The sequence below is a fragment of the Veillonella parvula genome (assembly GCF_047241225.1).
Classification (GTDB): Bacteria; Bacillota; Negativicutes; order Veillonellales; family Veillonellaceae; genus Veillonella; species Veillonella parvula_O.
This window is the reverse complement of sequence record NZ_JBKTIE010000001.1, coordinates 270,003-293,660: the sequence shown is the minus strand read 5'-3', so window position 1 is coordinate 293,660 and position 23,658 is coordinate 270,003. Positions and strand designations below refer to the sequence as shown.

At 37.5% G+C, this 23,658-nt stretch carries 23 protein-coding genes; 2 read left to right on the top strand and 21 right to left on the bottom strand.

Going from position 1 to position 23,658, the window contains the following annotated elements:
* The 14 genes from mraZ to ACLRYO_RS01285 form a co-directional block, all read right to left on the bottom strand.
* On the bottom strand, window positions 1-432 hold the full coding sequence (mraZ, locus tag ACLRYO_RS01350; RefSeq protein ID WP_004696227.1) for a division/cell wall cluster transcriptional repressor MraZ: 432 nt from the start codon (window positions 430-432) through the stop codon (window positions 1-3).
* Window positions 433-834: 402 nt separating this feature from the next.
* Entirely contained in the window at window positions 835-1,155 is a 321-nt protein-coding gene (gene trxA / locus ACLRYO_RS01345; protein ID WP_004696229.1) for a thioredoxin, read from the bottom strand.
* A 9-nt stretch (window positions 1,156-1,164) separates the two neighbouring features.
* Window positions 1,165-1,539 (bottom strand): CoA-binding protein, encoded by a 375-nt coding sequence (locus tag ACLRYO_RS01340; RefSeq protein ID WP_120055317.1) that lies wholly within the window; start codon window positions 1,537-1,539, stop codon window positions 1,165-1,167.
* A 132-nt stretch (window positions 1,540-1,671) separates the two neighbouring features.
* Window positions 1,672-2,646, bottom strand: coding sequence for a tRNA glutamyl-Q(34) synthetase GluQRS (gene gluQRS / locus ACLRYO_RS01335; RefSeq protein WP_120055319.1), 975 nt, complete (start codon window positions 2,644-2,646; stop codon window positions 1,672-1,674).
* An 80-nt stretch (window positions 2,647-2,726) separates the two neighbouring features.
* Window positions 2,727-5,636: an insulinase family protein gene (locus tag ACLRYO_RS01330; RefSeq protein ID WP_120055321.1), complete on the bottom strand. Its 2,910-nt coding sequence runs from the start codon at window positions 5,634-5,636 to the stop codon at window positions 2,727-2,729.
* A 140-nt stretch (window positions 5,637-5,776) separates the two neighbouring features.
* On the bottom strand, window positions 5,777-6,094 hold the full coding sequence (locus tag ACLRYO_RS01325) for a hypothetical protein (RefSeq protein WP_004696238.1): 318 nt from the start codon (window positions 6,092-6,094) through the stop codon (window positions 5,777-5,779).
* A gap of 7 nt (window positions 6,095-6,101) precedes the next feature.
* Window positions 6,102-7,331: an aspartate kinase gene (locus tag ACLRYO_RS01320; protein WP_004696945.1), complete on the bottom strand. Its 1,230-nt coding sequence runs from the start codon at window positions 7,329-7,331 to the stop codon at window positions 6,102-6,104.
* Window positions 7,332-7,650: 319 nt separating this feature from the next.
* Window positions 7,651-8,040: a class II SORL domain-containing protein gene (locus ACLRYO_RS01315; protein WP_004696242.1), complete on the bottom strand. Its 390-nt coding sequence runs from the start codon at window positions 8,038-8,040 to the stop codon at window positions 7,651-7,653.
* A 139-nt stretch (window positions 8,041-8,179) separates the two neighbouring features.
* Entirely contained in the window at window positions 8,180-8,722 is a 543-nt protein-coding gene (gene cobO, locus ACLRYO_RS01310; protein ID WP_008714156.1) for a cob(I)yrinic acid a,c-diamide adenosyltransferase, read from the bottom strand.
* An 88-nt stretch (window positions 8,723-8,810) separates the two neighbouring features.
* Window positions 8,811-10,187 (bottom strand): cobyrinate a,c-diamide synthase, encoded by a 1,377-nt coding sequence (locus tag ACLRYO_RS01305; protein ID WP_021148280.1) that lies wholly within the window; start codon window positions 10,185-10,187, stop codon window positions 8,811-8,813.
* Window positions 10,188-10,216: 29 nt separating this feature from the next.
* Window positions 10,217-10,924, bottom strand: a complete 708-nt coding sequence (cobI, locus tag ACLRYO_RS01300) for a precorrin-2 C(20)-methyltransferase (RefSeq protein WP_012864519.1) — start codon at window positions 10,922-10,924, stop codon at window positions 10,217-10,219.
* An 86-nt stretch (window positions 10,925-11,010) separates the two neighbouring features.
* Window positions 11,011-11,865 carry a sirohydrochlorin cobaltochelatase gene (locus tag ACLRYO_RS01295; RefSeq protein ID WP_120055323.1) on the bottom strand — a complete coding sequence of 285 codons (855 nt, stop codon included), beginning with the start codon at window positions 11,863-11,865 and terminating at the stop codon, window positions 11,011-11,013.
* A gap of 206 nt (window positions 11,866-12,071) precedes the next feature.
* Window positions 12,072-12,953, bottom strand: coding sequence for a sirohydrochlorin cobaltochelatase (locus ACLRYO_RS01290; RefSeq protein ID WP_278457141.1), 882 nt, complete (start codon window positions 12,951-12,953; stop codon window positions 12,072-12,074).
* A gap of 412 nt (window positions 12,954-13,365) precedes the next feature.
* Window positions 13,366-14,370: a DUF805 domain-containing protein gene (locus ACLRYO_RS01285; protein WP_278457142.1), complete on the bottom strand. Its 1,005-nt coding sequence runs from the start codon at window positions 14,368-14,370 to the stop codon at window positions 13,366-13,368.
* 1,192 nt (window positions 14,371-15,562) lie between these two features.
* Here ACLRYO_RS01285 and ACLRYO_RS01280 point away from each other — a divergent pair.
* Window positions 15,563-16,552: a sirohydrochlorin cobaltochelatase gene (locus ACLRYO_RS01280; protein ID WP_012864523.1), complete on the top strand. Its 990-nt coding sequence runs from the start codon at window positions 15,563-15,565 to the stop codon at window positions 16,550-16,552.
* A 51-nt stretch (window positions 16,553-16,603) separates the two neighbouring features.
* Complete coding sequence (locus ACLRYO_RS01275) at window positions 16,604-17,545, top strand: ABC transporter substrate-binding protein (RefSeq protein WP_012864524.1); 942 nt, start codon at window positions 16,604-16,606, stop codon at window positions 17,543-17,545.
* Between the two features lie 68 nt (window positions 17,546-17,613).
* Here ACLRYO_RS01275 and ACLRYO_RS01270 read toward each other — a convergent pair whose 3' ends face one another.
* From ACLRYO_RS01270 to cobM, 7 genes are all read right to left on the bottom strand, one after another.
* Window positions 17,614-18,396, bottom strand: a complete 783-nt coding sequence (locus tag ACLRYO_RS01270; protein WP_278457145.1) for an ABC transporter ATP-binding protein — start codon at window positions 18,394-18,396, stop codon at window positions 17,614-17,616.
* Entirely contained in the window at window positions 18,396-19,391 is a 996-nt protein-coding gene (locus tag ACLRYO_RS01265; protein WP_021148283.1) for a FecCD family ABC transporter permease, read from the bottom strand. The genes ACLRYO_RS01270 and ACLRYO_RS01265 overlap by 1 nt, the downstream gene beginning before the upstream one ends.
* Before the next feature lie 199 nt (window positions 19,392-19,590).
* Window positions 19,591-20,256, bottom strand: coding sequence for a precorrin-8X methylmutase (locus ACLRYO_RS01260; RefSeq protein ID WP_004696261.1), 666 nt, complete (start codon window positions 20,254-20,256; stop codon window positions 19,591-19,593).
* Complete coding sequence (gene cobK, locus ACLRYO_RS01255; protein WP_278457147.1) at window positions 20,243-21,031, bottom strand: precorrin-6A reductase; 789 nt, start codon at window positions 21,029-21,031, stop codon at window positions 20,243-20,245. The genes ACLRYO_RS01260 and cobK overlap by 14 nt, the downstream gene beginning before the upstream one ends.
* Complete coding sequence (cobJ, locus tag ACLRYO_RS01250; RefSeq protein WP_004696265.1) at window positions 21,028-21,717, bottom strand: precorrin-3B C(17)-methyltransferase; 690 nt, start codon at window positions 21,715-21,717, stop codon at window positions 21,028-21,030. Before cobJ ends, cobK begins: the two co-directional genes overlap by 4 nt.
* Before the next feature lie 29 nt (window positions 21,718-21,746).
* Window positions 21,747-22,892 carry a cobalt-precorrin 5A hydrolase gene (locus ACLRYO_RS01245; protein ID WP_278618161.1) on the bottom strand — a complete coding sequence of 382 codons (1,146 nt, stop codon included), beginning with the start codon at window positions 22,890-22,892 and terminating at the stop codon, window positions 21,747-21,749.
* 4 nt (window positions 22,893-22,896) lie between these two features.
* On the bottom strand, window positions 22,897-23,658 hold the full coding sequence (gene cobM, locus ACLRYO_RS01240) for a precorrin-4 C(11)-methyltransferase (RefSeq protein WP_287541224.1): 762 nt from the start codon (window positions 23,656-23,658) through the stop codon (window positions 22,897-22,899).

The following is a 23,658-nucleotide window of genomic DNA, read 5'->3' as shown; positions in this document are numbered from 1 at the left end:
CTATAACATAATCCCTTCAAGCCCTTCAACTAATTCTTCCATACTTTCAGCCACTTGCTCATCATAGAAATCGTATTTTTCACGGCTCCAAATTTCAACGTGGTCTCCAGCACCTACAATAACAGCCTGTTTATCAAGGCTTGCATATTCACGTAATGGTACAGGAATGAGGACACGACCTTGTTTATCATATTCAAGTTCAGCGGCACTACCAAAAACAAAACGTTTTAAAGCACGCACGCTAGCTTTAGTGGAGGATTGTGATTGTAAAGCAGTAGAAATTTTTTTCCATGCCTCTTCGGTGTAAATAGCCAAGCAGTTATCTAGGCCTTTTGTAACGATGCACAAATCGCCTAGTTGTTCACGTATTTTAGCAGGTATAATCATCCGCCCTTTTGTATCAATGGTGTGATTATATTCGCCCATGAACATATGTATCACCGCCTTTACTATTTCTTATCCACCACTATATGGTAAATTCTACCACAATTCCCCACCTTTCACAACAAAAAATCCATTTTTATCCCACTTTTTTATATTTTTCTTGTTTAATCTCTATTTTTCTCCTCTTTTCTACAATACATATGTTCGATTAAATATTAAAAAATAAACAATTTAAACCACTCTCCACCACAATTGCGTAATGTCACTCCTTAAATGGACATAAACCCCACTTTTAGATGTATTATGTTTAGCAATTCAATATATTATGTTTAGTAACGCATAAACGTTAAATATATTTAGGTCTATATTAAAAAAGCAAAAAAACCTCATCAATGTACAACACATACATTGATGAGGTTTTCCTCTATTTATATAATTTTAATTATAGTATCAGAATTTAGATTCGATAGCCGCTTGAAGATCGCCTTTAGGCAAGAAACCAATTTTACGGTCTACTACTTCACCATCTTTTAGAATAACGAATGTAGGCAATACTTCAACTTGTAAGTTACGTGCTAATTCTGGTTCTTCATCAGCGTTTACTTTTACAAAGTTAGCTTTACCTTCAAGCTCACCTGCAATTTCTTCAATGATTGGCATCATACGTACGCAATAACCGCACCATGGAGCCCAGAAGTCAACAACAGTAACACCACCTTGGTTTACTAAATCTTGATATTCAGCAGTTTTTAAATCTTTTAATTCGCTCATTGTACCCTCCTACGGTAATTGAACTAATACACAATCTTGAATGACATGCAGATCTAAAGCATGTGCTTTTTCAACAACAGATGGTTTATCCGCCCCCGGTTGCAACCACACAACAGAAATGCCAAGTTCTTTGCATTCATCAAGTGCAGCTAACCCCGCTACTTCTGGTACAACAAAATCTACCACAGCAGGCACAACGGGAAGTGCAGAAAGACTAGAGTAACAAGTGTCTCCATCTATTTCTGCAATATTAGGATTGACTGGATATACTTCATATCCGTGATCTTTAAGACATTTATAAATCTTATAACCGAACTTCTCGGTTTTATGGGTAGCTCCAATAACGGCCCATACTTTTTGATCTAAAGCTTGTTGAATTGTCATTTCGACCACCTCTTATATACTATTATAAATAAATATCGAATATTGTCAATATATTATATCGAATTATATAGTTGAAGAATTATTCTCTTTTAGCAAACATCCTATAACATAAATCAATACTATTTTATTACTCTATTCTTTAATTTGTATCTCAATCGTTTTCTGACTAAGACTAGGTACATTTAAATCAATCTCAATTAATTCAGATAAACTGATTTCTCTACGACTTAATGTATGAGCTTCAACTAACCCCCCTACAATAGCCAGCTCACCTAAAATCCTATTAGGAGACCATTGATTTTCACGTAATTCACGAATAGTAATACTCTTTTGTCGCTTAGATAATCTATGCCCTTCAGAATCAATTAATAATGGAGCATGCCCATAAGAAGGTAGTTGTATATTTTTAGATTTGAAACTGGTTTGTAATGTTCTATATAAATATATTTGCTGCCCTGTAGTCTCTAGTAAATCGTCTCCACGAATGACCTCCGTTATCCCCATAGCAATATCATCCAGTACAACAGCTAAATTATAGGCATACATACCGTCACCACGACGCAATACATAATCATCTAATTCACCTTCCAAATGAATATGTTGAAAGCCTTGCCAACAATCTACGAAATCTATATCACAGGAATTAACGGCTAAACGCAAAGATGGCTCCTTAGACATCATAAACTCTTTTATCAATTTATCCTCTAGATGACGGCAACGGCCATCATATCGATGTACTACCTCTCCTACATGGGGCGCCGAAGCAATAGAATGCAGTCTCGTGCGATTACAAAAGCAAGGATAAATTAGTTTTTCTGATGCAAGATGTTCTAATATATCTCCATAAAATGCTTGTCGTTCACTTTGCCAATATGTTGATTCTGAGCCACCAACGCGAGGTCCTTCATCCCATTCAAATCCTAGCCACTCTAAATCATCTAATAGAGCTTCCCCTAACTCACGTTTAGAGCGTTGGATGTCTATATCCTCCATTCGCACAACATACTGCCCTTTTTGTTGCTTCGTAGAAATATAAGATAAGAGGGCTATCCATACATTTCCGAGATGGATATATCCTGTGGGGCTTGGAGCAAATCGACCTTTCATGATGCCCTCCTACAGTACAAAACAAGTGGCATATCCCGTAAACTTACACAGAATATGCCACTATAAATAATATAAAACGATTATCCTAGAGAAATAATGTTATCGAATACCTTACCAGCGTCTTTAATTTTTTGTTCGTTCCCCATTGTACAAATGTGATTGTCCTTCAACACTGGTTCAACCACATCTGCTAAAGCAACGATATCCTCTGGCTTACAAGCGATAACTTGTTTACGAAACTCTACCTTATCCTCTAGTTTAGCACCGCTAAAATACATCCCCATCGCACGTGGACCACGCAACGCAGGAGTCATAGGCAAGTCCAAGGAGCTCATAGTACCGATAATATATTTACGCATCTCACGATCAGTCAACGCAAACTCACGAAGGTATTGAGGTAATTCTTTATATACATTTAATGTTTCTACCAAGTTTGGATCGCGATAGCTACAGAAAATCATATTACCATCGTCATAGAAGTTTGCAAAGGCACCGTAAGCACCGCCTTGTACACGAATACGAATCCAAAGATACTCATAACGTAAAATCGTTTCCAATACACTCATTGGGCCTACGTGTTTATACCCATGGTCTATAAAGTTACCACCTTGAGCTACGTATTGAACCTTACCAGCTGTAACGATACCATCATTACCAGACAAACGTGTAATTTTTAATGTATCATTACTTAAGTCAGTAGTATCCCAGGTTTCAATCAATGGTTTCATAAGATTTTCAAAGGCTTCTAATTCTCCTTCTTCACCAACGAACATGATATCCACATTATTAGCACGAAAAATCTTACGAGCCACATCAGCTAATTTTTCCGGCAATAATGGTAATGCCGCAGGATTAGAAGCCAATTCGCTAATCTTTTGATAGTAACCGAAGTTACCATTATCTCTAAATTTACCAACTGCAGATACTTGTGCCATAACACGTTGACTTACAATGGAGTTGCCACGACGAAACGCTTCATTATCCCAAATAGCTTTGCTTTCTTGAACAAGTTCGGTCAAGCGTCTATGGTCACTATAATCTGCTTTTTGTACTACTTCGTTAATCAAACGGCATAAGTCAGGTAATTTAGAATGCAAGGCTTTAGCTCGAACAATCATGAGAGGCGTAAATTCATCACGCTTACCATCTTTGCTAATAGCCGTAATATCTGAGCTTAAACCACCAAGATTCATATTGATATCTTTCGCCAATGCTTCATAGCCACGTTCAGATGTGTTGATACGACCGATAATATCACTTAGAATATCGGCATAGAACAACTCATCTTCTGTAAGACAACTTAAATTAAAGTAAAGACCTACATAGTTGATGCCTTTTGTGAAAGTAGGTACAAAATGTACTGTAGTATTGCCAATTTTACTTTCACGACGTTCTACTTCTTCAATATTAGGATTTAAATCTGATAATTCAAGCAATGGAATCGACGCTAATGCTTCGTCGCTATCTGGAGCCTCTTGACGAAGTTTAAGTCGTTTTGTTTGCTCTACAATCGCTTCGATTTCTTCTGGAGTCATCTTAGCTTTTACAGAAGCTAAATATTCTTTAACCTCTGCATCCTTGCGCTCTTGAAGACCACGTTCAGGATAAATAGAAACAAGCACTTTATGATTGTTATTTAAGATAGATTGACGAATTAAATCTTCAAAGTACGTACCGGATAAGCCCTTGCGAATATTCACTAATGCTTCTTCGTAGTGTAATAACTCAAGTGGGTCATTGTCATATAGCCAATTATCCATCATACGGATAACATAAGCAAGACCAATTGGGCGACCACCAAAGTCGCTTTCACGAAGAGCAAACTCAATGCTATTCAAGGAAGCTTCTAATAATTCTTTATCTAAACCGTTATCACAAAGTTCTTGCAATGTAGATTCCACAATACGCTGCAAGTCAGCTTGTTTATCGAGATTAGAACCAGTTGCTTGCACGGTCCACAAAGGTTGACGAATGCTATCAAGATAATAACCACTCACATCAGAGCCGATACCGGCTTTCACCAAAGCCTGTTTAAGAGGAGCCGCAGGAGATGTCAACAATGCATGTGTTAATACCTCAAAAGCCAAGCTATGCTCAGGAGTTACATCAGGTAACACATAGGCAAAGGAATGTAAAGTTCGGTTGTCTGTTGGCTCTTCAGAACCTACGCTATATGGATAACTTACCACTTTACCTTCCGTAAATGGCGTTTGTATACCAACCTCTGTATTAACCTCAATAGCATCAAAATGACTTAAGTACTCATCATTCAAGAATGCCAATTGCTCTTCAATATTCATATCACCATAAAGGAAGATATAACTATTGGACGGATGATAATGAACTCGATAGAACTCTTGGAACTCTTTATAAGTTAAGTCTGTAATATGGTCAGGATCTCCACCAGAATCAACACCATAAGTGGTGTCTGGGAAAAGTTCACGCATCATTTGGCGCTCTAAAACGGAATCCGGAGAGGAATAAACACCCTTCATCTCATTGAAGACAACGCCTTTATAGGTAAGTTCATCGTCCGCACTATCTAACTCATAATGCCAACCTTCTTGCATCACGATTTCCGCATCTTCACGAACGCGTGGATAGAATACAGCATCAAGATATACGTCCATCAAGTTGTGGAAGTCTTTATCATTCTTGCTGGCTACAGGATACATTGTTTTATCAGGGTAGGTCATAGCGTTTAAGAACGTGTTTAAAGACCCCTTAACAAGCTCAACAAATGGCTCTTTTAAAGGAAACTTACGAGAACCACATAAAACGGAATGTTCCATAATATGTGCTACACCAGTACTATTATGTGGTGTTGTTCTAAAAGCGATATTGAATACTTTATTAGAATCTGGCGAATCAATATAAATTAAACGTGCACCAGACTTTTCATGTTTCATTTCATAAGCGGTACCATTGATCTCATCAATGCGCTCAATACGGTCAAGGCGAAAGCCAGAATAAACCTTATTTATTTCCATGCTGTCCCTTCTTTCTATACTAATATAATGATTTCTCTCTGAATAATTTATTATATCATATCGATGACTCTATATATAGATGTTAAGAATAATTATCGAATTATAAAACCCCATAGGCAAGTATTCCCATGGGGTTCATATTATTTATTATGTTGCATCTGCCACTTTTGATTGCGACGCAAGGTTAATAAGCCTTCTAACACGGCTTCGAATTGTATAAAACTCAATGTATATGGTTGATACATATCTGGTACAACCTTGTAAGTAATAGTAACCTCAGACTTATCGTAATCATAGAAGATACCATGTAAATTACTCATTGTTGTGTAACCAGTTTGAGCTTGTTCCAATGTTGGAATAGGCTGATTTTTTAGATTTCCTAGTAGATCGCTAATGAAACCTTCCTTACGACCTTGGTCATTGAGCATTTCATCCATAAAACTACGTAGACTATCCATGCAGTGATTAACCTCGTTGATCTAACAATAAGCCATTATGAATTACACGAACAGCATCTTTTACGCGATCTTCAGCAACAAGGCAAGAAATACTAATTTCAGAAGTAGAAATGATTTCAATATTGATACCTTCTTGGCTCAAGATATCAAACATTTGCGCAGCTACACCAGGTTGTCCTAACATACCTGCACCAATAATGGAAACTTTAGCCATTTTTTCATCAATATTAACAGCTTCAATATCTACTGCTTTTTGTAATTCTTCTAATACTTCTCGAGCTAATACCACATCATCCATAGCTACTGTAAAGATAAGATCAGTTTTTGGTTCTCCTACGGAACGGATAGATTGAACAATCATATCTACGTCAACGTTTCTGGCAGCTAATGCTTTGAATACAGTCGCTGCAACGCCTGGTTTATTTTCAACGCCTACAAGGGCTACTTTTGCTGTATTTGTATCATCAGCTACGCCAGTAATTACGTGTTTATTTGCTTCCACAGTATAATCCTCCCGAATAATAGTACCTGGTTTATCACTAAATGTAGAACGTACATGAATAGGTACACCATAACGGAAACCCATTTCTACGGCACGCGGTTGCATTACACCGGCACCAAGGCGTGCCATTTCAAGCATTTCGCCATACGTTACTTCTTCTAATTTGAAAGCTTCCTTCGCCACGCGAGGATCTGTAGAATATACGCCGTCTACATCCGTAAAAATCTCACATACATCCGCTTTCATAGCACCTGCCAATGCAACAGCTGTTGTATCAGAGCCACCACGGCCTAATGTCACCATATCACCATATTCAGTTATACCTTGGAAACCAGCAACTACTACAATTTTACCTTCATCCAAAGCTTCAAACACACGATTAGGATCAACGCCCAAAATGCGACCTTTATTAAACGTATCACTACTTGTAATACCTGCTTGATCACCTGTTAAGGATACAGATTCCTGACCACGTTCGTTAAAAGCCATTGCCATCAATGCAATTGTTACTTGTTCACCGGTAGACAACAAGCGGTCCATTTCGCGACCATACGGCTTGGATGTAACTTGTTTAGCTAAGGCCACCAAGTCATCAGTTGTATCACCCATAGCAGATACAACAAGAACGATTTTATCGTCAGCTTGCTTCTCACGAAGAACGCGATCAACAATATTAAATATTTTTTCTGGTGTAGCTACGGAACTACCACCAAATTTTTTAACGATTAAGGCCACAATAATCCCTCATTTAACTATGTTTACTAAATATCAATATGCATATACTTTACCACAAACAAATAGCACTGTAAAGGGATGTATAGCAATTAATCCACTGGAGTGATACAAAACTCCTTTTTATGCGGACATTAAAAATCAAATAATATGTCTATAATATTATGAATATGCATTAAACAATCCTAACATGTATTAGCCATAATGCCATTAAATATCTACTATTAAAAGTTTAACTTTGCCTCATTATTAAACTATGTGAACACATAGATATACAAAAAGACCAGCCCTAGGGCTGGTCTTTATTAGTTGTTTTAGTTAATTAAGCAACTACGATATCTTTTTCGGATTCCCACAAGCCATGGATATTGCAGTAGGAAACAGCAATCAATTTACCGGATTTTTTCAAAGCTACTGCTAAAGTACCTTCAGAAACTGCTGCTACAGGACCTTCGTTTGCAGTTGCACCGTCACCATGAACGTTGAACTCGATAGCGCCAACTTCGAATGGTAATTGAGTGCCCTCAGCTACGAAGTACAATTTAATCCAATCAATGTGATGTTCTACAGTGTTTGGATGTGCAATGTCTTTACCTACGGATAAAGTAACGTGGAATGTTTCACCTGCTTTTACAGTGTCAACTGTTTCGATAACAGGAACGTGTTTTTCAGTAGCGAAATCGCCAGATTTAATGTAATCATGTACAGCCATAGTTAACCTCCTGGTTAGTCTTATATACATACTTAATGTCAAGAATATTGAGCACCTCTGTGCTTATGACTATATTATACATTTTCGATATAGTTTTAGCAAGTTCTTTTTCGATTTTTTTCGATTTTTTTGAATTAAATCAAAATTCTATTCCTTTAGCAGCTTTTATGCCCTTTTCATAAGCATGCTTTACTACCTTCATTTCTGTTACAGTATCCGCCATATCAATGATTTCAGGTTTAGCATAACGCCCCGTCAAAACAACATGAAGCCTTTTTGGCTTATTGTTAAGCATTTCCACTACAGAATGCACATCGATAAGCTCATAATTAATGGCATTATTTATTTCATCCATAACAATTAGATCCCATTTATCGGAGTTTACTTCCTCTACTAATGTACGCCAAGCGGCTTGTGCTGCTTCTTTGTGGCGAGCAAGCTCAGCTTCCCCTACTTCATCCCGTTTATAGTAAATAAAGCCTTTTCCCATAGAGCGAATTTCAACTTGATCACCTAGTTTAGCGAGACCTGCCAATTCACCATAGCCATTGCCGCTCTTAATAAATTGTAATATAAGAACCTTGAAACCTTGTCCGACAGCACGTAAAACAACGCCTAATGCCGCTGTTGTTTTACCTTTACCATTCCCTGTATTAACTAGAATTAATCCACGTTCTTCCATAATAGCTCCTTTAATACGAACTGTCCCACAGAATGTAATTGTGATAACACATAGTCATATAAACCTATTAAATACATTTATACATCTATTACTTTTGGGCTTTATAAGCAGCACATGTATCAACAAAATGTTGTGCCCCTTCATCAGAGCCAGCAAAGTTCAAATGTAAGTAAGAAGCTAATACATTTTTTGTTGCATAGCCGCCGTCATACGATTGAGGTTTACGGCCTCCTTCTAAATGAAAAGCCCATGGGAAGTCATCTATAGTTGGCTCCATTGTAGAGAAATGGAACTCATGACCACGAATAGCTGTATTCATAGCGCCTAATAAAGTATCTCTCTTTGCAGTTGCTGTAACATACCCCACCTTTTGAAGCTTTTGTTGCATCACACAATTGGCAGGTACAATACCTACAGTTTTATATACAGAGCCTTCAAAGTCATGAATGCTTTCACAAAGATACATAAGGCCACCACATTCGGCATAAATAGGCATACCTTGTGCATTAGCTTGGCGGATAGATTCCTTCATAGACTCATTGCTAGATAACTGGAATAAAAACATTTCTGGAAAGCCACCCCCAAATACAAGTCCGTCTACATCGGGAATTACCGAATCATTAAGCGGACTAAAGTAAACAAGCTCAGCCCCTTTTTCCTCTAACGCAGCAAGACTAGCTGGATAATAAAAAGAGAATGCCTCATCATAAGCTACACCGATTTTCACACGTTTTTCAATGGATTTAACATCTATAGCATCTGGTAGTTCGATAGTTGGTGCATTGGTAGCAATTTCCAATAGTGCATCGAGATTTACCATCTTCTCAACAGCTTCTCGAATCGTATTAATCGCCTCTGTTGGATCGATTTCAGTAACTGGTGTAAGTCCTAAATGACGCTCTGGAGAATGCATACGATCATCACGATAAATGGCACCAATAACAGGTACACCAATTTTATCCATCCCTTCACGAACCATACGCTCATGATTAGCAGAGCCTAAGCGGTTCAAAATGACACCACCAAAGTTTACCTCTGGGTCATAGTCACGGAACCCTTTAGCAATAGCTGCTGCACTTTCACCCATAGCCTTACAATCAATAACAAGCACCACCGGTGCATTTAACTGTTTAGCAATTTGAGCCGTAGAACTAACGCCTTCTCGACCACCATCGTAAAGGCCCATAACACCTTCAATAATGGCAAGGTCTACATCATGTGCCATTGTAGCAAAGAAAGGAGTCAACTTGTGAGGTGGCACAAGCCACGTATCTAAATTATAGCTGTCACGGCCGGATGCAATTTTATGAAAGCCCGGATCAATATAATCCGGGCCCACTTTAAAAGATTGCACCGTACGTCCACCATTTGCATAAGCGGCCAATAAACCCGCTACGATAGTTGTTTTACCAACACCAGAGTTGGTACCAGCAATGACAACACGTGGAATCTGTACTGTGTTCATAGATATTACCTCGTAATACGATGTGTTTGTTAACGATCCTTGCGTTTTGCAAGAATTGTAGATAAGTAGTTGAGTTTAGTATCTTTTGGCATATTATCTAAACCTACGAATACTTGCTCATCAGGCAAACCTACACGGCTAATCATAACCGCATCATCTGCCATATTATGTTTAATCAAGGTTTCTTGTACTTCATCAAAGTTTTTATATACCTTCATAATAACTGCATCATCTGCAACAGCCAATACAGCATCGATTTTTTCTTTAGGCGCTGTAGCTGGAACGATGGCCAATACCTCTTCCTTCTCTACGATTGGATAGCCAAGGTGAGATCCGATAGCACAGAATGCAGTAACGCCAGGAATTGTTTCAATTTCATGCCCTGTGTTTTCAATCAAACGGTATACATACATATATGTGCTGTAGAACATAGGATCACCTAATGTTAAGAATACAACACTTTTACCTTCATCCAAATAAGACAAGATAACGCGTTTAGCCTCTTGCCAGCCTTCCTCTTGCGTAGAATCATCCAACACCATTGGGAATACTACGGGAACGATTTCTGTATGTTCTTGGATATATGGGGATGCGATATCAAGGGCTACGGAACCATCTTTCTTTTCTGTTTTAGGTGTGATAATAATATCTGCTTCTCCTACGATGCGAGCAGCTTTCACAGTCATTAATTCAGAATCGCCAGGGCCTACGCCAATACCATATAATTTACCTTTCATGGGTATCTCCTATTCTTATAGTCACACTCTATTTATAATTGCAATATCTTTTATTATAACCAATTTATACAATATATACAAAGATACTATTTAATATTTGGTATTGCAGGACGATGTGGGCTACGTTTGCCATACAAATCGTCGATACAATCTTGCACATGTTGACGGAAAATATCATGAATCGCTTCATATTCACCTAGAGCACTATGAATTGGTTTAACCTCATATCCTGCTCCAGCGAGTTCATTCACTATGCTATCCTCTTCGTCACCAAATAAATCATTTTGTGCATGATCCCCGAGTACCAATAATAAAGGATGTACATAAATTGTTTTTGGGCGTTTACCATCAAGCCATTCCCAAGGCATTGCTACATCTGACACATATGGTGCGTTTTCAAGTACAGCAATACGCACATTCGTAAGTCCATTACGGATTAGCTTAAACTGTAAATTACCATATGAAGAATTGCCAGAACCAAGACCTCCATGACCAACCAATAACAAACCATCATCTTTGGAAATATTAAGAGATTTAATGAAACGGTCAATCAAAATTTGGTAATCATCTGGATGCTCTTCTTGTCCCATGTAGTATACGAGAGGTCTACCTACACGCAACACTTCGAGTTGTCCTTCACCTTCATGAGCAAGGATATTATTTTTTAATTTATCGAACTCTTCACCACCGGTGAAATGAAGTGGCTGCACATATACATGTGTATAACCTTCTTGAATCAGTTTCTCTAACGCCCCTTGTTCAGTAGGAATCTCAATACCACGCTCACGTAAGCGCTTAACGATGATACGAGACGAAAAAGCTAATTCTACAGTATAATCCGGATACGATTTACGAATATGTTCTACTACAGAATCGATATTATGTACACGAGCACTGTCCACAGTGGACCCAAAGGCAACAACTAAGATAGCTTGTTTCATGAATGTCTCCTTATATTAACTAATAATGTATCTTAATCATACCATAGACCATTCTCTAGGGGCATACCATGGTACGTATAAAATGGAAATTATTCTTATCTTTCATGGTAAAAGTAAAAATCCTCCTCATTGGATATCCAACAAGGAGGATTTTTATTAATGTGAAAGAGTGGAGTGTTGTATGTCTAATTATGTAATAACAAATATCAAGAAATCAAACCTTGCGCTTCCAAGCGAGAATTTGTCATAACAGGTTTTACAGATTCTCTAGGCATGGGCCGCTTCCGATCAGACATGCGGATAGCTTGACCTAAATGTTTCAAGAATAAATCTTGTACATGTGGGTTTTCCCCAAGCCCTTCATTCCAGATGTCAACATTGTAGCCTTCCTCAGCGAGTAAAGCATAAATGGAATCGGAGCGTTCACCGCCAAGATAGTCCATTAAATGTGTAGAACCTATGAGAGCCAATGGTACAACTAATAAATCTTTATGCCCCATACGATCCAAGAAAGTAAGAGCTTGTTTAAAAGTAGGGAAGCCATTTGTAGTAAATACTACTATGTTTGGTGCTGCACCATACATCGCCTTTAATTGCAATGTACTGAACTCTAATTGATTTTGGCCATTCGCCATGAGCACAACAGATTTATTAAGTGCTTTTGTATTAACGTGACGAACAATGCTTTCTAATGTTGCTTCATAATCATCGGCATAATTTTTTACACCTAAAGAGGTAAGCAATGGTTTACCGATATTTACCTGGCTAAAACCATATTCATTGCTATGTAAAAACTTTAATGCTTGTTTGCGCATTTGTTGGTAGCACTGATCTGCCACCAATGTAATAGGTTGAATGTATACCTCGTCGATGCCCATGCGAGCAAAATCCTGCATAGCCTCTGTGAAAGAAGAAATCTTTTCATCATATTTCTCATTCCACTTTTCTACTAATGCATCAGACAAGAATACACGGCGTACCTCCATATCGCTATACATGGAACGTACTTTTTTCTCTATACTGCCGATGGATTTCTCCACAGCATCTTGATAAATTGATCCAAAGGATGCAATAATTATGCCTTTCATATGTGACCTCCATATCGCTCATACATGATACAATTTTCACAATTGAAAACTGTTATCAACTACTATGTAATAATAGTACAAGATTAATCTATAGAAGTCAATGAGAAAAAATATCAAAATTAACCAAAATAATGTATAACCGATGCAACACCACATAAAACAAGTAAAAACATAACAATGAACTTAATTCGACCTATAAAGGTATCATACATTCTCTTATCGCCAGCTGTGATTTTGCCTGAACGATTATGACGCCATAGATCAAAGACACAAGCAACACAAAGAATAATAATTAAAATATACTTCAAATATGACGAGATAATTCACCATTAATAAGCCAAAGAGACCAATTACAATATTCTCAAACATACCAACCTATCAATTTTCTCTAAAAATAAATAAAAAATCAATTTCAGCATTTGATTGTCTCATCATTATAGGTTGGCTTAAAAAATAGCATATATAAAACATATACGTTTACAATAGGAACTACCATAAAGAAAAGCCAAAAACCACTATTTCCACTATCATGAAGACGACGAACAAGTAAACTTATATAAGGTACTAATATAATAATAGCGACTAAGACGTCAATTATAAAAATATTAACAACATAACTATTCAATATATCAGATATATTTATATAACTTAATAACATTGATAGCACAGAAAATAGCATAGTAAATATCATCAGTTCATCTCTAGAAGATCGGCCCTCAAAATTAAAAATATCTTTAATGAGAATTTTTTGGAGAACTTCCATAAACTCAAACTTTTGCTCTTTTACAGCATTACCAGACCTTAATGTATCATCATAGTCCTTTTTACCAATTAAATTATTCCATAATTTTCTAATCTTAATCTTTATAATTTTAATATTTAAAGGATCCATTACTAAATAAGAGCCATCCCAAAATCCAGATGCAGGTCTATCACCATACGAATTCTTTTGACTTCCAGGAATTAAAAGTAATAAAAAAATCATTCTATTCATTACTACGAAAAAAAAGGGTTTATTAAGAGAAATAGTTGTATCTGATACCGCTAAAATATAATTACTAGGGCTTACAAAAAAATCACCACCACAATATAACGTAATAATGGAACTAATTATAACAACACATAGAATACCTATATATCTATGAATCCCATAATCTTGACATCGATATCCCAATACAACTAAAAACAATATATTAGTTATCATATCAATCCCATAAAAAAAGACGCTATATAATCTAGGGTTAACATAAAAACCTAAAGCCATTGTCATTAAGAATATAAATACTATCGCAGCATAATATGTTATTGCTGTTATAATATTTAAACGTCTATTTCTAAAAATATTAGAATCTCCTAATGCTCGTATATTAGCTTTGAATAAATTACAGTCATTAGGGATATTTATTTTAAGATGCATAATCTACCCTTTATATTTAGTAAAATTATTTTGAAAATCTGATTTACTCAATGGTATCCATCCTCCATTTACAATATTCTCAAACATATCTACCAATGGTGTTAAACTCAAAGGAGTCCAACACCATGTTTTAATTAAGAATCATATTAAAATCTAAAAGAATACTATCCAAACTATCACTAATCCATATAAAAATATGATTGCATGAATTGTTAGAATTGAATTAATTATATTTTTCTTTTTTCTCTCGTCGTCAGTATTTATATATTTATACCTATGTAACCATAATATACAACAATATATAATAACCGCTAATACCATACCTAAATAAAAATATGTATCTGATACAAAATAGTTAGTTTCATACAGTTTATTTATTAAGTATCCAGCAATTAATACAGCAAGCAATATAAACTCTATTAGGACTTGTGATTTATTCTTTGCTTTATACATAAGAAAAATATCATATAATAACCATATACTAATGCCTAAAATTAATAAATCATATATCATAATCTATTTCCTATTTCATAGAATATGAACCTATAGGTCTTTTACAAATTGCCAAGATCTCTTACCAAACAATAAGTAAAAAAGCTTTTCTACCTATCCTAGTATTATGTAGTAGATCGTATACATTCTGTTTTAAAAGAATTTGTTCTCTCTCAAAAAAAAAACAAACATAGTCCTTCTCTCTTTTATATGATAATTTTATTTTACTAAAATTTTATATTTATATTTATTATATATCATATTTTGATGGGACGCCTACATAACTACAGTAATAAAAATGATGACCTGTACTTGTGTAGCGACATCAGGAACGAGGAGCAAACAAGTATAGGGCATCATTTTTAATATATTTGTAGTAATGTTATGGGGCCCCATCAAAATATGCCTAAATAAAGATCAAATAAAATCACTTATATATTCACATATTCATACCCTTATAACCAACAAGAATATAATTATAAAATGTACTATCATACTATATTCATCACATTAATTTATTAATACTTTCTTATTTTTTCTATACTTCTAGGGGTATAGGGTTTATTGACACTCCTTAGCCCCTCTGCTACGATTGATTTAAAGTTATATATATGCGATAAATCCATAGTTCTCATTATATTAGAACTATGTGAATGATTGCATATTAGTGTAGTTATAGTTATAAATTAGGAGTATAGAAATGAAAAAACAATTAGCTTTAGCATCCGCTATTCTAGGTCTTGCAGTATCCTTTGGTGCACCTGTTGTATCTAATGCTGCATACCAATTAAATCCTGAAGTAAAAGACCCTACTCCAGCATTAAAAGAAGCTTCTGCAATCGGTGTTCGTACACACAATACTGAAGCTTTACAAAACTTGCCAAACAAAGATGCTATGGTTGTTATGAGCTTTGGTACAACTTATAAAGATACTCGTGCGAAAACAATCGATGCAACTGTAGATGCTATTAAAGCAGCTCATCCAAACACAAAAGTAATTACAGCTTTCACAAGCCATATTATTCGTGATCGTATCCAACAAAAAGAAGGTATTACATACCCAACTCCTGAAGAAGCATTGGCTGAACTAAAAAAAGACGGTTACACTCGCGTTGCATTAGCATCCCTTGATGTAATTCCTGGTATGGAATACAACTACGATGCAGCAGTATATAATTTGTACAAAGATAATTTCAAAAAAATGACACTTGGTACATCTCTTATGTACTGGATGGGTCAAGAAAACCAAACTGACCAAGTTATTGAAACATTAAAAGCTGTTCAATCTCAATTCCCTAAATTAGGCAAAGAAGACGGTCTTCTTATCATGGCTCATGGTACTCCAGATCCTTCCAATGCTTACTATTCTGTAATTCAAGACCGCATCCATACTCTTGGTATGAAAAATGTATTCGTCTACACAGTAGAAGGTACTCCAAATCTTGAACAAGTTATCCCTCAATTAAAATTACATGGTATTAAGCACGTTACATTGATGCCATTCATGATGGTTGCAGGCGACCATGCAAACAATGACATGGCTGGTAATGAACCAGATTCCCATAAATCCATCCTTGAAAAAGAAGGCTTCAAAGTAGATACTTACCTTCATGGCTTAGGTGAAAATCCTAACATCCGTAACTTATTCGTTGAACGTGCTAACGAATCTTGGGACGCATTACAAAAATAATCAATTTATAATTTAACTAGTATCGTTATATAACGTACATAGGAGTACATCATGAAAAAACTACTACTTTGTAGTCTCACTTTGGTCATGGTTGTACTAGCAATAGCTGGGTGTGGTAAATCCACATCCAGCTCTTCTGCTACTACGAAGGAGTTGACCTTTAATGGTCAAACCTATACTGTACCAAAGGATCCACAAAAAATTGCTGTATTATCTAATTCTGTTTTATCTATGCTTTATGCTGTCGATGGTAAAGCCATTAGCCGTGCCAATACAACGGATAAATTAGCCCCAGAATTAGAAGCTCTACCCGCTCTTGGTCAAACTGCAAATATCAACATGGAACAACTATTAGGCTTGAAGCCAGATGTAGTATTGGGTTTAGTAAATCAACATAAAAAATATGAATCCCAATTACAAGCTAATAATATTCCAACCGTACTTTTTGATTACGATGGTATTAAAGATAATGTACCAATGTTAACATTCCTTGGCGAGTTAACCAATCATCAAGATAAGGCTAAATCTGTTATTAATACCTATGAAAGCAATATTACCAAGGTAAAAGATGCTGTTAAGAATCAACAGCCTGCACGTGTTGCCGTATTACGTGCCACAGGAAAAGGTGTAACTGCCGAAACTGATGAAGCAGTTACTGCATCTATGGTAAAAGAACTAGGCATGACAAACGTTGTTGCCTCCCACTTAGAAGGTACAACCAAGGATAAAACTGTCCCTTACTCTCTTGAAACATTGACTGCAGATAACCCTGATATTATCTTTGTTGTTACAATGGGTAAAGAAGAAGAAATTACAAAAGCTATGAAACAAGCTATGACAGATAATCCTGCATGGGCTAATTTAAAAGCCGTACAAAATAACCGCGTAATATACTTACCATCTAAACTATTCCTATTAAACCCAGGACTACAAACACCTGAAGCTATGACACGTTTAGTTAAAGAAGCATACGGTATTAATGTTACATTCTAACATATTGTATCATGCGAAAGAGGGCATCCCCCAAATAGGGAATGCCCTCTTTTTCTATTAGTATCAAGCTACTCAACTAATCCTATTACGCGCACATATTTTTTATTATCAAATGTATCAAGTTGTACATCTACAGAGAATACATCTCTAAACAACTCATCCGATATAATTTTACTTGTCTCTCCTGATGCTACTAAATGGCCTTCTTTTATAACAGCCATATAATGTGAATATTGAACCGCCTGTGTTAGTTCGTGAAGTACCATGAGAACGGTTAAATCTTGTTCCTTATTTAATCGTTTCAATAACTCCATAATTTCTAATTGGTGATTAATATCTAAATATGTTGTTGGTTCGTCTAAGACTAATAATTTTGGTTGCTGTGCTAGCGCCATAGCAATCCAAACGCGTTGCCGTTCACCACCAGATAGGGATGGGATTAATTGTTCTCGCAAATGATTCGTTTTCGTGATATGTAACGCATAGTCAACAATCTCACGATCTTCTTTAGCCGTGTTTTTCCACCATGTTTGGTATGGATACCGTCCACAATATACCAATTCTTCTACAGTCATATCCTTTGGCATATTCGGTACTTGTGGCAAAAATGCCATTTGCCGTGCCAGATTGTTTTGAGAATATGATTGTAACGGTTTATCAAATATGGTAATACATTCATGAGGGCTATGAATATATCCGATCATAGATCGTAAAAGCGTACTTTTACCACAGCCATTAGGCCCTATTAATGTCGTAATTTTACCGATAGGAACCGATACATTAATGTCATGTAGAATATGACGATTGCCAAGAGTTACGGATAACTGTTTTACATCAATAGCGGTATTCATTAGTTATCCCTCCTCAATAGATACAAGAAGAACGGCGCTCCAAAGAATGCCATAATAATGCCCACTGGTACCTCTATAGGGCTCCACATAACACGTCCTATTGTATCACTAACAACAAGAACTAGGGCGCCTAATAATGCGGATCCAGGCAGTAAATATGCATAGTCATTACCGATTATAAGACGTAACATATGGGGAATAACCAAACCTACAAATCCGATAAGCCCAGCTATACTTACAGCACCAGCCGCTAAAAGAGCAGCCACTGCAGTCATAATAAACCGTGTTTGTTCCACCTTAAGGCCTAATCCCTTTGCAGTTTCATCACCCAAACTTAAAATGGTAAGTCGTTTAGCTCCTAAACAGGCAAAAATAAGGCCAACTATAGCATATGGAAACAGCACTTCTACCTGAGGCCAACTGCGTGCAGCGAGTCCTCCTACCATCCAAAGCAATGCCCCTTGTACACGATCACCGAAGAATACAAGTAGTGCTGAAATACCTGAGCCTAAAAAGGCTGCGACCGCAACACCAGCTAAGATAATACGACTAGGTCGCACTCCATTTTTCCATGCTAATGCATACACCATGAGTGCTGCAGCCATAGCACCTAAAAAGGCTACCAACGGAACTATATGATCATACCCAGGGAATAAAATAAATATGATAACACCAGCCAGCCCTGCACCAGAGGATACCCCTACAATCTGTGGATCTGCTAGAGGATTTTTCATAACTGCTTGCAAAATTGCACCAGATACAGCTAGACAAGCCCCCACTAACGCAGCTACAATATTGCGAGGCAATCGAATATTCCAAATAATTTGTGAAGATGTGTCAGTTAGCTCACTAGACCATAATGTATGCCAAATCTCAGCTAATGATACGGATGTTGATCCCCAAATAAGAGATATAATCATGCTCATAATAACGGCGATGATTAAGATACAAATCACTGATACACGAAATAATTTTCGTTCATTACTAGATGCCATATGAACCCCCTCTCAAAACCTACCTAATGTAATATAAGTCTCTTATAAAATGAACTCTATTTTACAGATACTACATTATAAGAAATTTAATATAGCATAATTACTGTGTTTATCTAATTTATGTTTAACAATTATTGTGAAAAATATATACAGTAAAACCCGAATCGCAAAACTACTAAAACACGATTCGGGTTTTGTACTATTTAGATTCTTTGCCTTCTACGAAGAGCATGTCATTGCGTTTTACGTCTGTGTAAAGTAATGCATTACATACGGAAGCAGCGATTGGGCTACCACCTTTGTTGCCTTTTACAGTGATGTAAGGAACTGGGGATACTTCCATCAAATAGTCTTTGGATTCTGCAGCACCTACAAAGCCTACAGGGATACCAATAATAAGAGCTGGTTTAATGCCTTCTTCAAGAGCAAGGCGCAACACTTCATACAATGCAGTTGGTGCATTACCGATAGCAACGATTTGTCCTTCTAGTTGTTTACCAAAGGTACGCATAGCCGCAATGGAACGAGTTACACCTAATTCTTTAGCCATTTTAGCTACATTTTCGTCTTTAATTAAGCAGTGCACTTCATTGCCGCGAATTTTAAGAGCTGGCTTAGAAATACCTGTGCGAACCATTTCTACATCTGTATAAATGTCTGCACCATTATCCAATGCTTCAATACCTTTTTGAACAGCATCAGGGCTCATTTTTACGAGTTGAGCATATTCGACATCACCAGACGCATGTACTGTACGAGATACAACGCGCACTTCATCATCTGTTAAGCCTAAATCCTTTACATAATCATAAATGATTTCCATGCTTTTATCTTCAATAGCTTTAGGATTTTTAACGTAATCCATTAGTGTCCTCCCATAATTTAAAGAATTCATCATTTGATGATACCACGTGACTTTCAAGTTTAACACGTGGACGATCGATAACAATAACATGGATACCAAGATCCATAGCAGCTTGTAATTTTGTATCAGCACCACCTACAAGGCCAGAGTTTTTCATAACTACAACGCTTGCCTGTGTATCGTGGAACATGATGCGGTTCATATCATAAGAAAATGGACCTTGGACAGCAACAATACGCTTAGGACTCACGTTGAGGTCTTCCATCATTTGTAACACCTCTGCAGTCGGCAAAATACGTGTCCACACTTCACAATCTTGTAAAGCATCAGATTTAGCAAAGATGTGCATTGTCTTACTACCTGTGGTCAAATACACATGTTTGTTATTTTCCTTTGCCAATTTGCCAGCTAAATTTGCGGCCTCTACCTCATCCACTACGATATGTAATTTATCATAATCTGGTAATGGTACCTCTTTACGTTCAAAGCGAACAAAAGGAATACCTTCAGCTTTTGCTGCATCTTGAGCCGTAGCCGTAACAATAGCAGCATACGGATGGCTTGCATCGATTAATAAACGTACGTTGTGTTTCTTAATCAAATTTTGCATAGCCTCTTGATCAAGACGGCCCGTATGAACAGTGATGCCTTTATGGGCAGCAAGTTCTGCCCCATACTGACTCACAACAGTAACGAGAACCTCTTCACCTGTCCGTTCTTGGATGTCTACCGCTAAGGTACGACCATCTAAGGTACCAGCGATAACCCAAATCATAATTTGTAGCCTCGAGGAGTAATCATGCGACCATTTTCAACATAGGTTTGACTATTGCCGATAATAACAAGTGTTTGCATATCCACTTCTTCGTTTGTGAAATTCTCAAGGTCAGAAATTACCATATGTTGCCCTGGGCGACCTGCTTTTTGTACGATACCAACAGGTGTTTTAGGATCGCGATATTTAAGAACGATTTCACGAACTTCGTCTAAGTGAGTAACACGTTTTTTACTGCGCGGGTTGTACAAGGAGATAACCATGTCACCTTGTGCACAAAGATCAGCACGTTTTTTAATTAAATCCCATGGAGTCATCAAGTCACTAAGAGAAATGACCGCAAAGTCATGCATCAAAGGTGCGCCCAATACAGATGCTGCTACGTTTACAGCACTAAGGCCAGGTACGATATCTACGGAAGGACGTTTTTCTGCTGGTACTTTATTAGCAAGTTCCAACACAAGACCAGCCATGCCGTATACGCCAGAGTCACCAGAGGATACAACTACGACTTGATGACCTTCTACTGCTAAATCAACAGCTTGTTGGCAACGATCTACTTCTTGCATCATGGCAGTGCCTACAGTTTCTTTACCTTCAATAAGGTCTTTAATCAAGTCAAGATAAGTCAAATAACCTACAACACGGTCAGCCGCTAAGATGGCTTCGCGCGCTTGAGGTGTCATGAACTCTTCATCGCCAGGGCCAATGCCAATTACTTTGATGTTACCTGTGCAATGGCTACCGTTGTTTTGGGATAAATTGTTTTGTGCTGTATTAGTGTTCGGCTCTTGGCCGCTAGTAATGCTGTTGTCTCGCATACGTTTCCTACTCCTATAGTTCCTTTTACAAAATTAGATTCTTTTAATTTTTCTTCTTCAATGAGTGGTGCCATCTCGTCTTGTGTATAGAACACGATAGGCCACCCCATAATTTGCATAGCCTCTAAGAGGCCTACTTCGTCTTGTTTTACGATGACCGATGCAGCCGTTACAAGGCTCTTTGGTGAAAGCTTATGTGCTGCTAGCGACTGTTGTATGGCGTCAAGAATCAATTCCTTTGGTGTGTCTCGGCGACAGCCAATGCCCATCGTATACGTACGAGGGCGCAAAATCAATTGATGACCATACTCGTCAATTACTTTGTCTGTAATAACCACGCGAGATGAACCCTCTTCAGCGCTTTCATTTTTACATGGAATAGACTCAAGTTGATCCAAAGAAACAACGTGAACCATGCCATATTCACCAATATGAGCTTTCGCAGCTTGTTCTAGTTGCTCTGCATTCGGTAAGCTTTCATCGATATAATAATCAATACGCTCTCCCCCAACGATGGCAGAGTTCACATTGATTAAGGTTTGAAAATCATCTACCAATAGATGCTCATGGCGCGCCAACACGTCAGGCGCAGGCAATCCGTTTACATCCGTTGCGGTTGTAATAACAGGGTCCGCATCGATGGCCAGCGAAATGGACTGCGTCCATTCGTTGGCGCCCCCAAGGTGACCAGATAATAAACTAATTACATGGTGCCCCACTTCGTCCATTACGACTACCGCAGGATCCTTAGATTTATGCTCAATATACGGTGCAATCATGCGAACTACGATGCCAAGCGCCATAATGCATAATACTTGGTCGTAATCCTTGAAAATCTGTCCAATATGATTTTTGAGGGAATCAAAATAAATAGCCTCACCACCAGAGGGACGGTTTTCTTTTTCAAAGCAATCCGCATGAGGTGCCACCAAAGACTTGATGTGTTGACCCAGCTTGGCCCCTCGTTCAGATACAGAAAGAATAGCCGTTCTATTCTTCTTAGCTTCTGTCGTAGGCACAACAGTTTCTAGCTCTTTCATCATACTAGTCCTTAGCACTGCGGTACATGTGAGCGAAGCCTTTGTCATAGAGTTTAGACAATTCGTATTCACTATCTAATACATGGCTTACTACAATCATAGCTTGGCGCAATACGCCTTCTTTCGCTACAATATCCGCAATGGTTTCCAATGTGCCACGGATAATGCGTTGGTCTGGCCAAGAAGCTTTTACCACGATAGCCACTGGAGTCGTTTTGTCATAACCGCCCTCGATAAGTTCAGCTACAACCTTATCTAACATTTGAACACTAAGGAAAATACACATTGTCGCTTCGTGGGATGCTAACATGCGCAATTTTTCCTTTGGAGGCATTGGTGTACGGCCTTCCATACGCGTAATAATTACTGTTTGAGATACATTTGGCAATGTATATTCTTGTTTCAATGCCGCTGCTGTAGCAAGGAAAGAGCTTACGCCCGGCACGACTTCATAAGAAATGCCCATGCCCGCCAATGCATCCATTTGCTCTTGAATAGCACCGTAAATAGCAGGGTCACCTGTGTGAAGGCGAACTACACGTTTACCAGCCTCAACGGCAGCTTTCATAACAGCCAACACCTCATCAAGGTTCATCGTAGCACTGTTATGAATTTCACAGCCTGGTTTACAAGCCTCTAAAATGGCAGGGTTTACCAAGGAACCCGCATAAATTACAACATCTGCCTCTTGCACTAAACGATACCCTTTGCGAGTAATTAACTCAGGATCCCCAGGGCCTGCGCCTACAATATATACGTCAACCAT

Coding starts and splice junctions, on each gene's coding strand:
- mraZ (WP_004696227.1), bottom strand. CDS start 432: ATGTTCATGGGCGAATATAATCACACCATTGATACAAAAGGGCGGATG.
- trxA (WP_004696229.1), bottom strand. CDS start 1,155: ATGAGCGAATTAAAAGATTTAAAAACTGCTGAATATCAAGATTTAGTA.
- ACLRYO_RS01340 (WP_120055317.1), bottom strand. CDS start 1,539: ATGACAATTCAACAAGCTTTAGATCAAAAAGTATGGGCCGTTATTGGA.
- gluQRS (WP_120055319.1), bottom strand. CDS start 2,646: ATGAAAGGTCGATTTGCTCCAAGCCCCACAGGATATATCCATCTCGGA.
- ACLRYO_RS01330 (WP_120055321.1), bottom strand. CDS start 5,636: ATGGAAATAAATAAGGTTTATTCTGGCTTTCGCCTTGACCGTATTGAG.
- ACLRYO_RS01325 (WP_004696238.1), bottom strand. CDS start 6,094: ATGGATAGTCTACGTAGTTTTATGGATGAAATGCTCAATGACCAAGGT.
- ACLRYO_RS01315 (WP_004696242.1), bottom strand. CDS start 8,040: ATGGCTGTACATGATTACATTAAATCTGGCGATTTCGCTACTGAAAAA.
- cobO (WP_008714156.1), bottom strand. CDS start 8,722: ATGGAAGAACGTGGATTAATTCTAGTTAATACAGGGAATGGTAAAGGT.
- ACLRYO_RS01305 (WP_021148280.1), bottom strand. CDS start 10,187: ATGAACACAGTACAGATTCCACGTGTTGTCATTGCTGGTACCAACTCT.
- cobI (WP_012864519.1), bottom strand. CDS start 10,924: ATGAAAGGTAAATTATATGGTATTGGCGTAGGCCCTGGCGATTCTGAA.
- ACLRYO_RS01295 (WP_120055323.1), bottom strand. CDS start 11,865: ATGAAACAAGCTATCTTAGTTGTTGCCTTTGGGTCCACTGTGGACAGT.
- ACLRYO_RS01290 (WP_278457141.1), bottom strand. CDS start 12,953: ATGAAAGGCATAATTATTGCATCCTTTGGATCAATTTATCAAGATGCT.
- ACLRYO_RS01285 (WP_278457142.1), bottom strand. CDS start 14,370: ATGCATCTTAAAATAAATATCCCTAATGACTGTAATTTATTCAAAGCT.
- ACLRYO_RS01280 (WP_012864523.1), top strand. CDS start 15,563: ATGAAAAAACAATTAGCTTTAGCATCCGCTATTCTAGGTCTTGCAGTA.
- ACLRYO_RS01275 (WP_012864524.1), top strand. CDS start 16,604: ATGAAAAAACTACTACTTTGTAGTCTCACTTTGGTCATGGTTGTACTA.
- ACLRYO_RS01270 (WP_278457145.1), bottom strand. CDS start 18,396: ATGAATACCGCTATTGATGTAAAACAGTTATCCGTAACTCTTGGCAAT.
- ACLRYO_RS01265 (WP_021148283.1), bottom strand. CDS start 19,391: ATGGCATCTAGTAATGAACGAAAATTATTTCGTGTATCAGTGATTTGT.
- ACLRYO_RS01260 (WP_004696261.1), bottom strand. CDS start 20,256: ATGGATTACGTTAAAAATCCTAAAGCTATTGAAGATAAAAGCATGGAA.
- cobK (WP_278457147.1), bottom strand. CDS start 21,031: ATGATTTGGGTTATCGCTGGTACCTTAGATGGTCGTACCTTAGCGGTA.
- cobJ (WP_004696265.1), bottom strand. CDS start 21,717: ATGACACCTCAAGCGCGCGAAGCCATCTTAGCGGCTGACCGTGTTGTA.
- ACLRYO_RS01245 (WP_278618161.1), bottom strand. CDS start 22,892: ATGAAAGAGCTAGAAACTGTTGTGCCTACGACAGAAGCTAAGAAGAAT.
- cobM (WP_287541224.1), bottom strand. CDS start 23,658: ATGGTTGACGTATATATTGTAGGCGCAGGCCCTGGGGATCCTGAGTTA.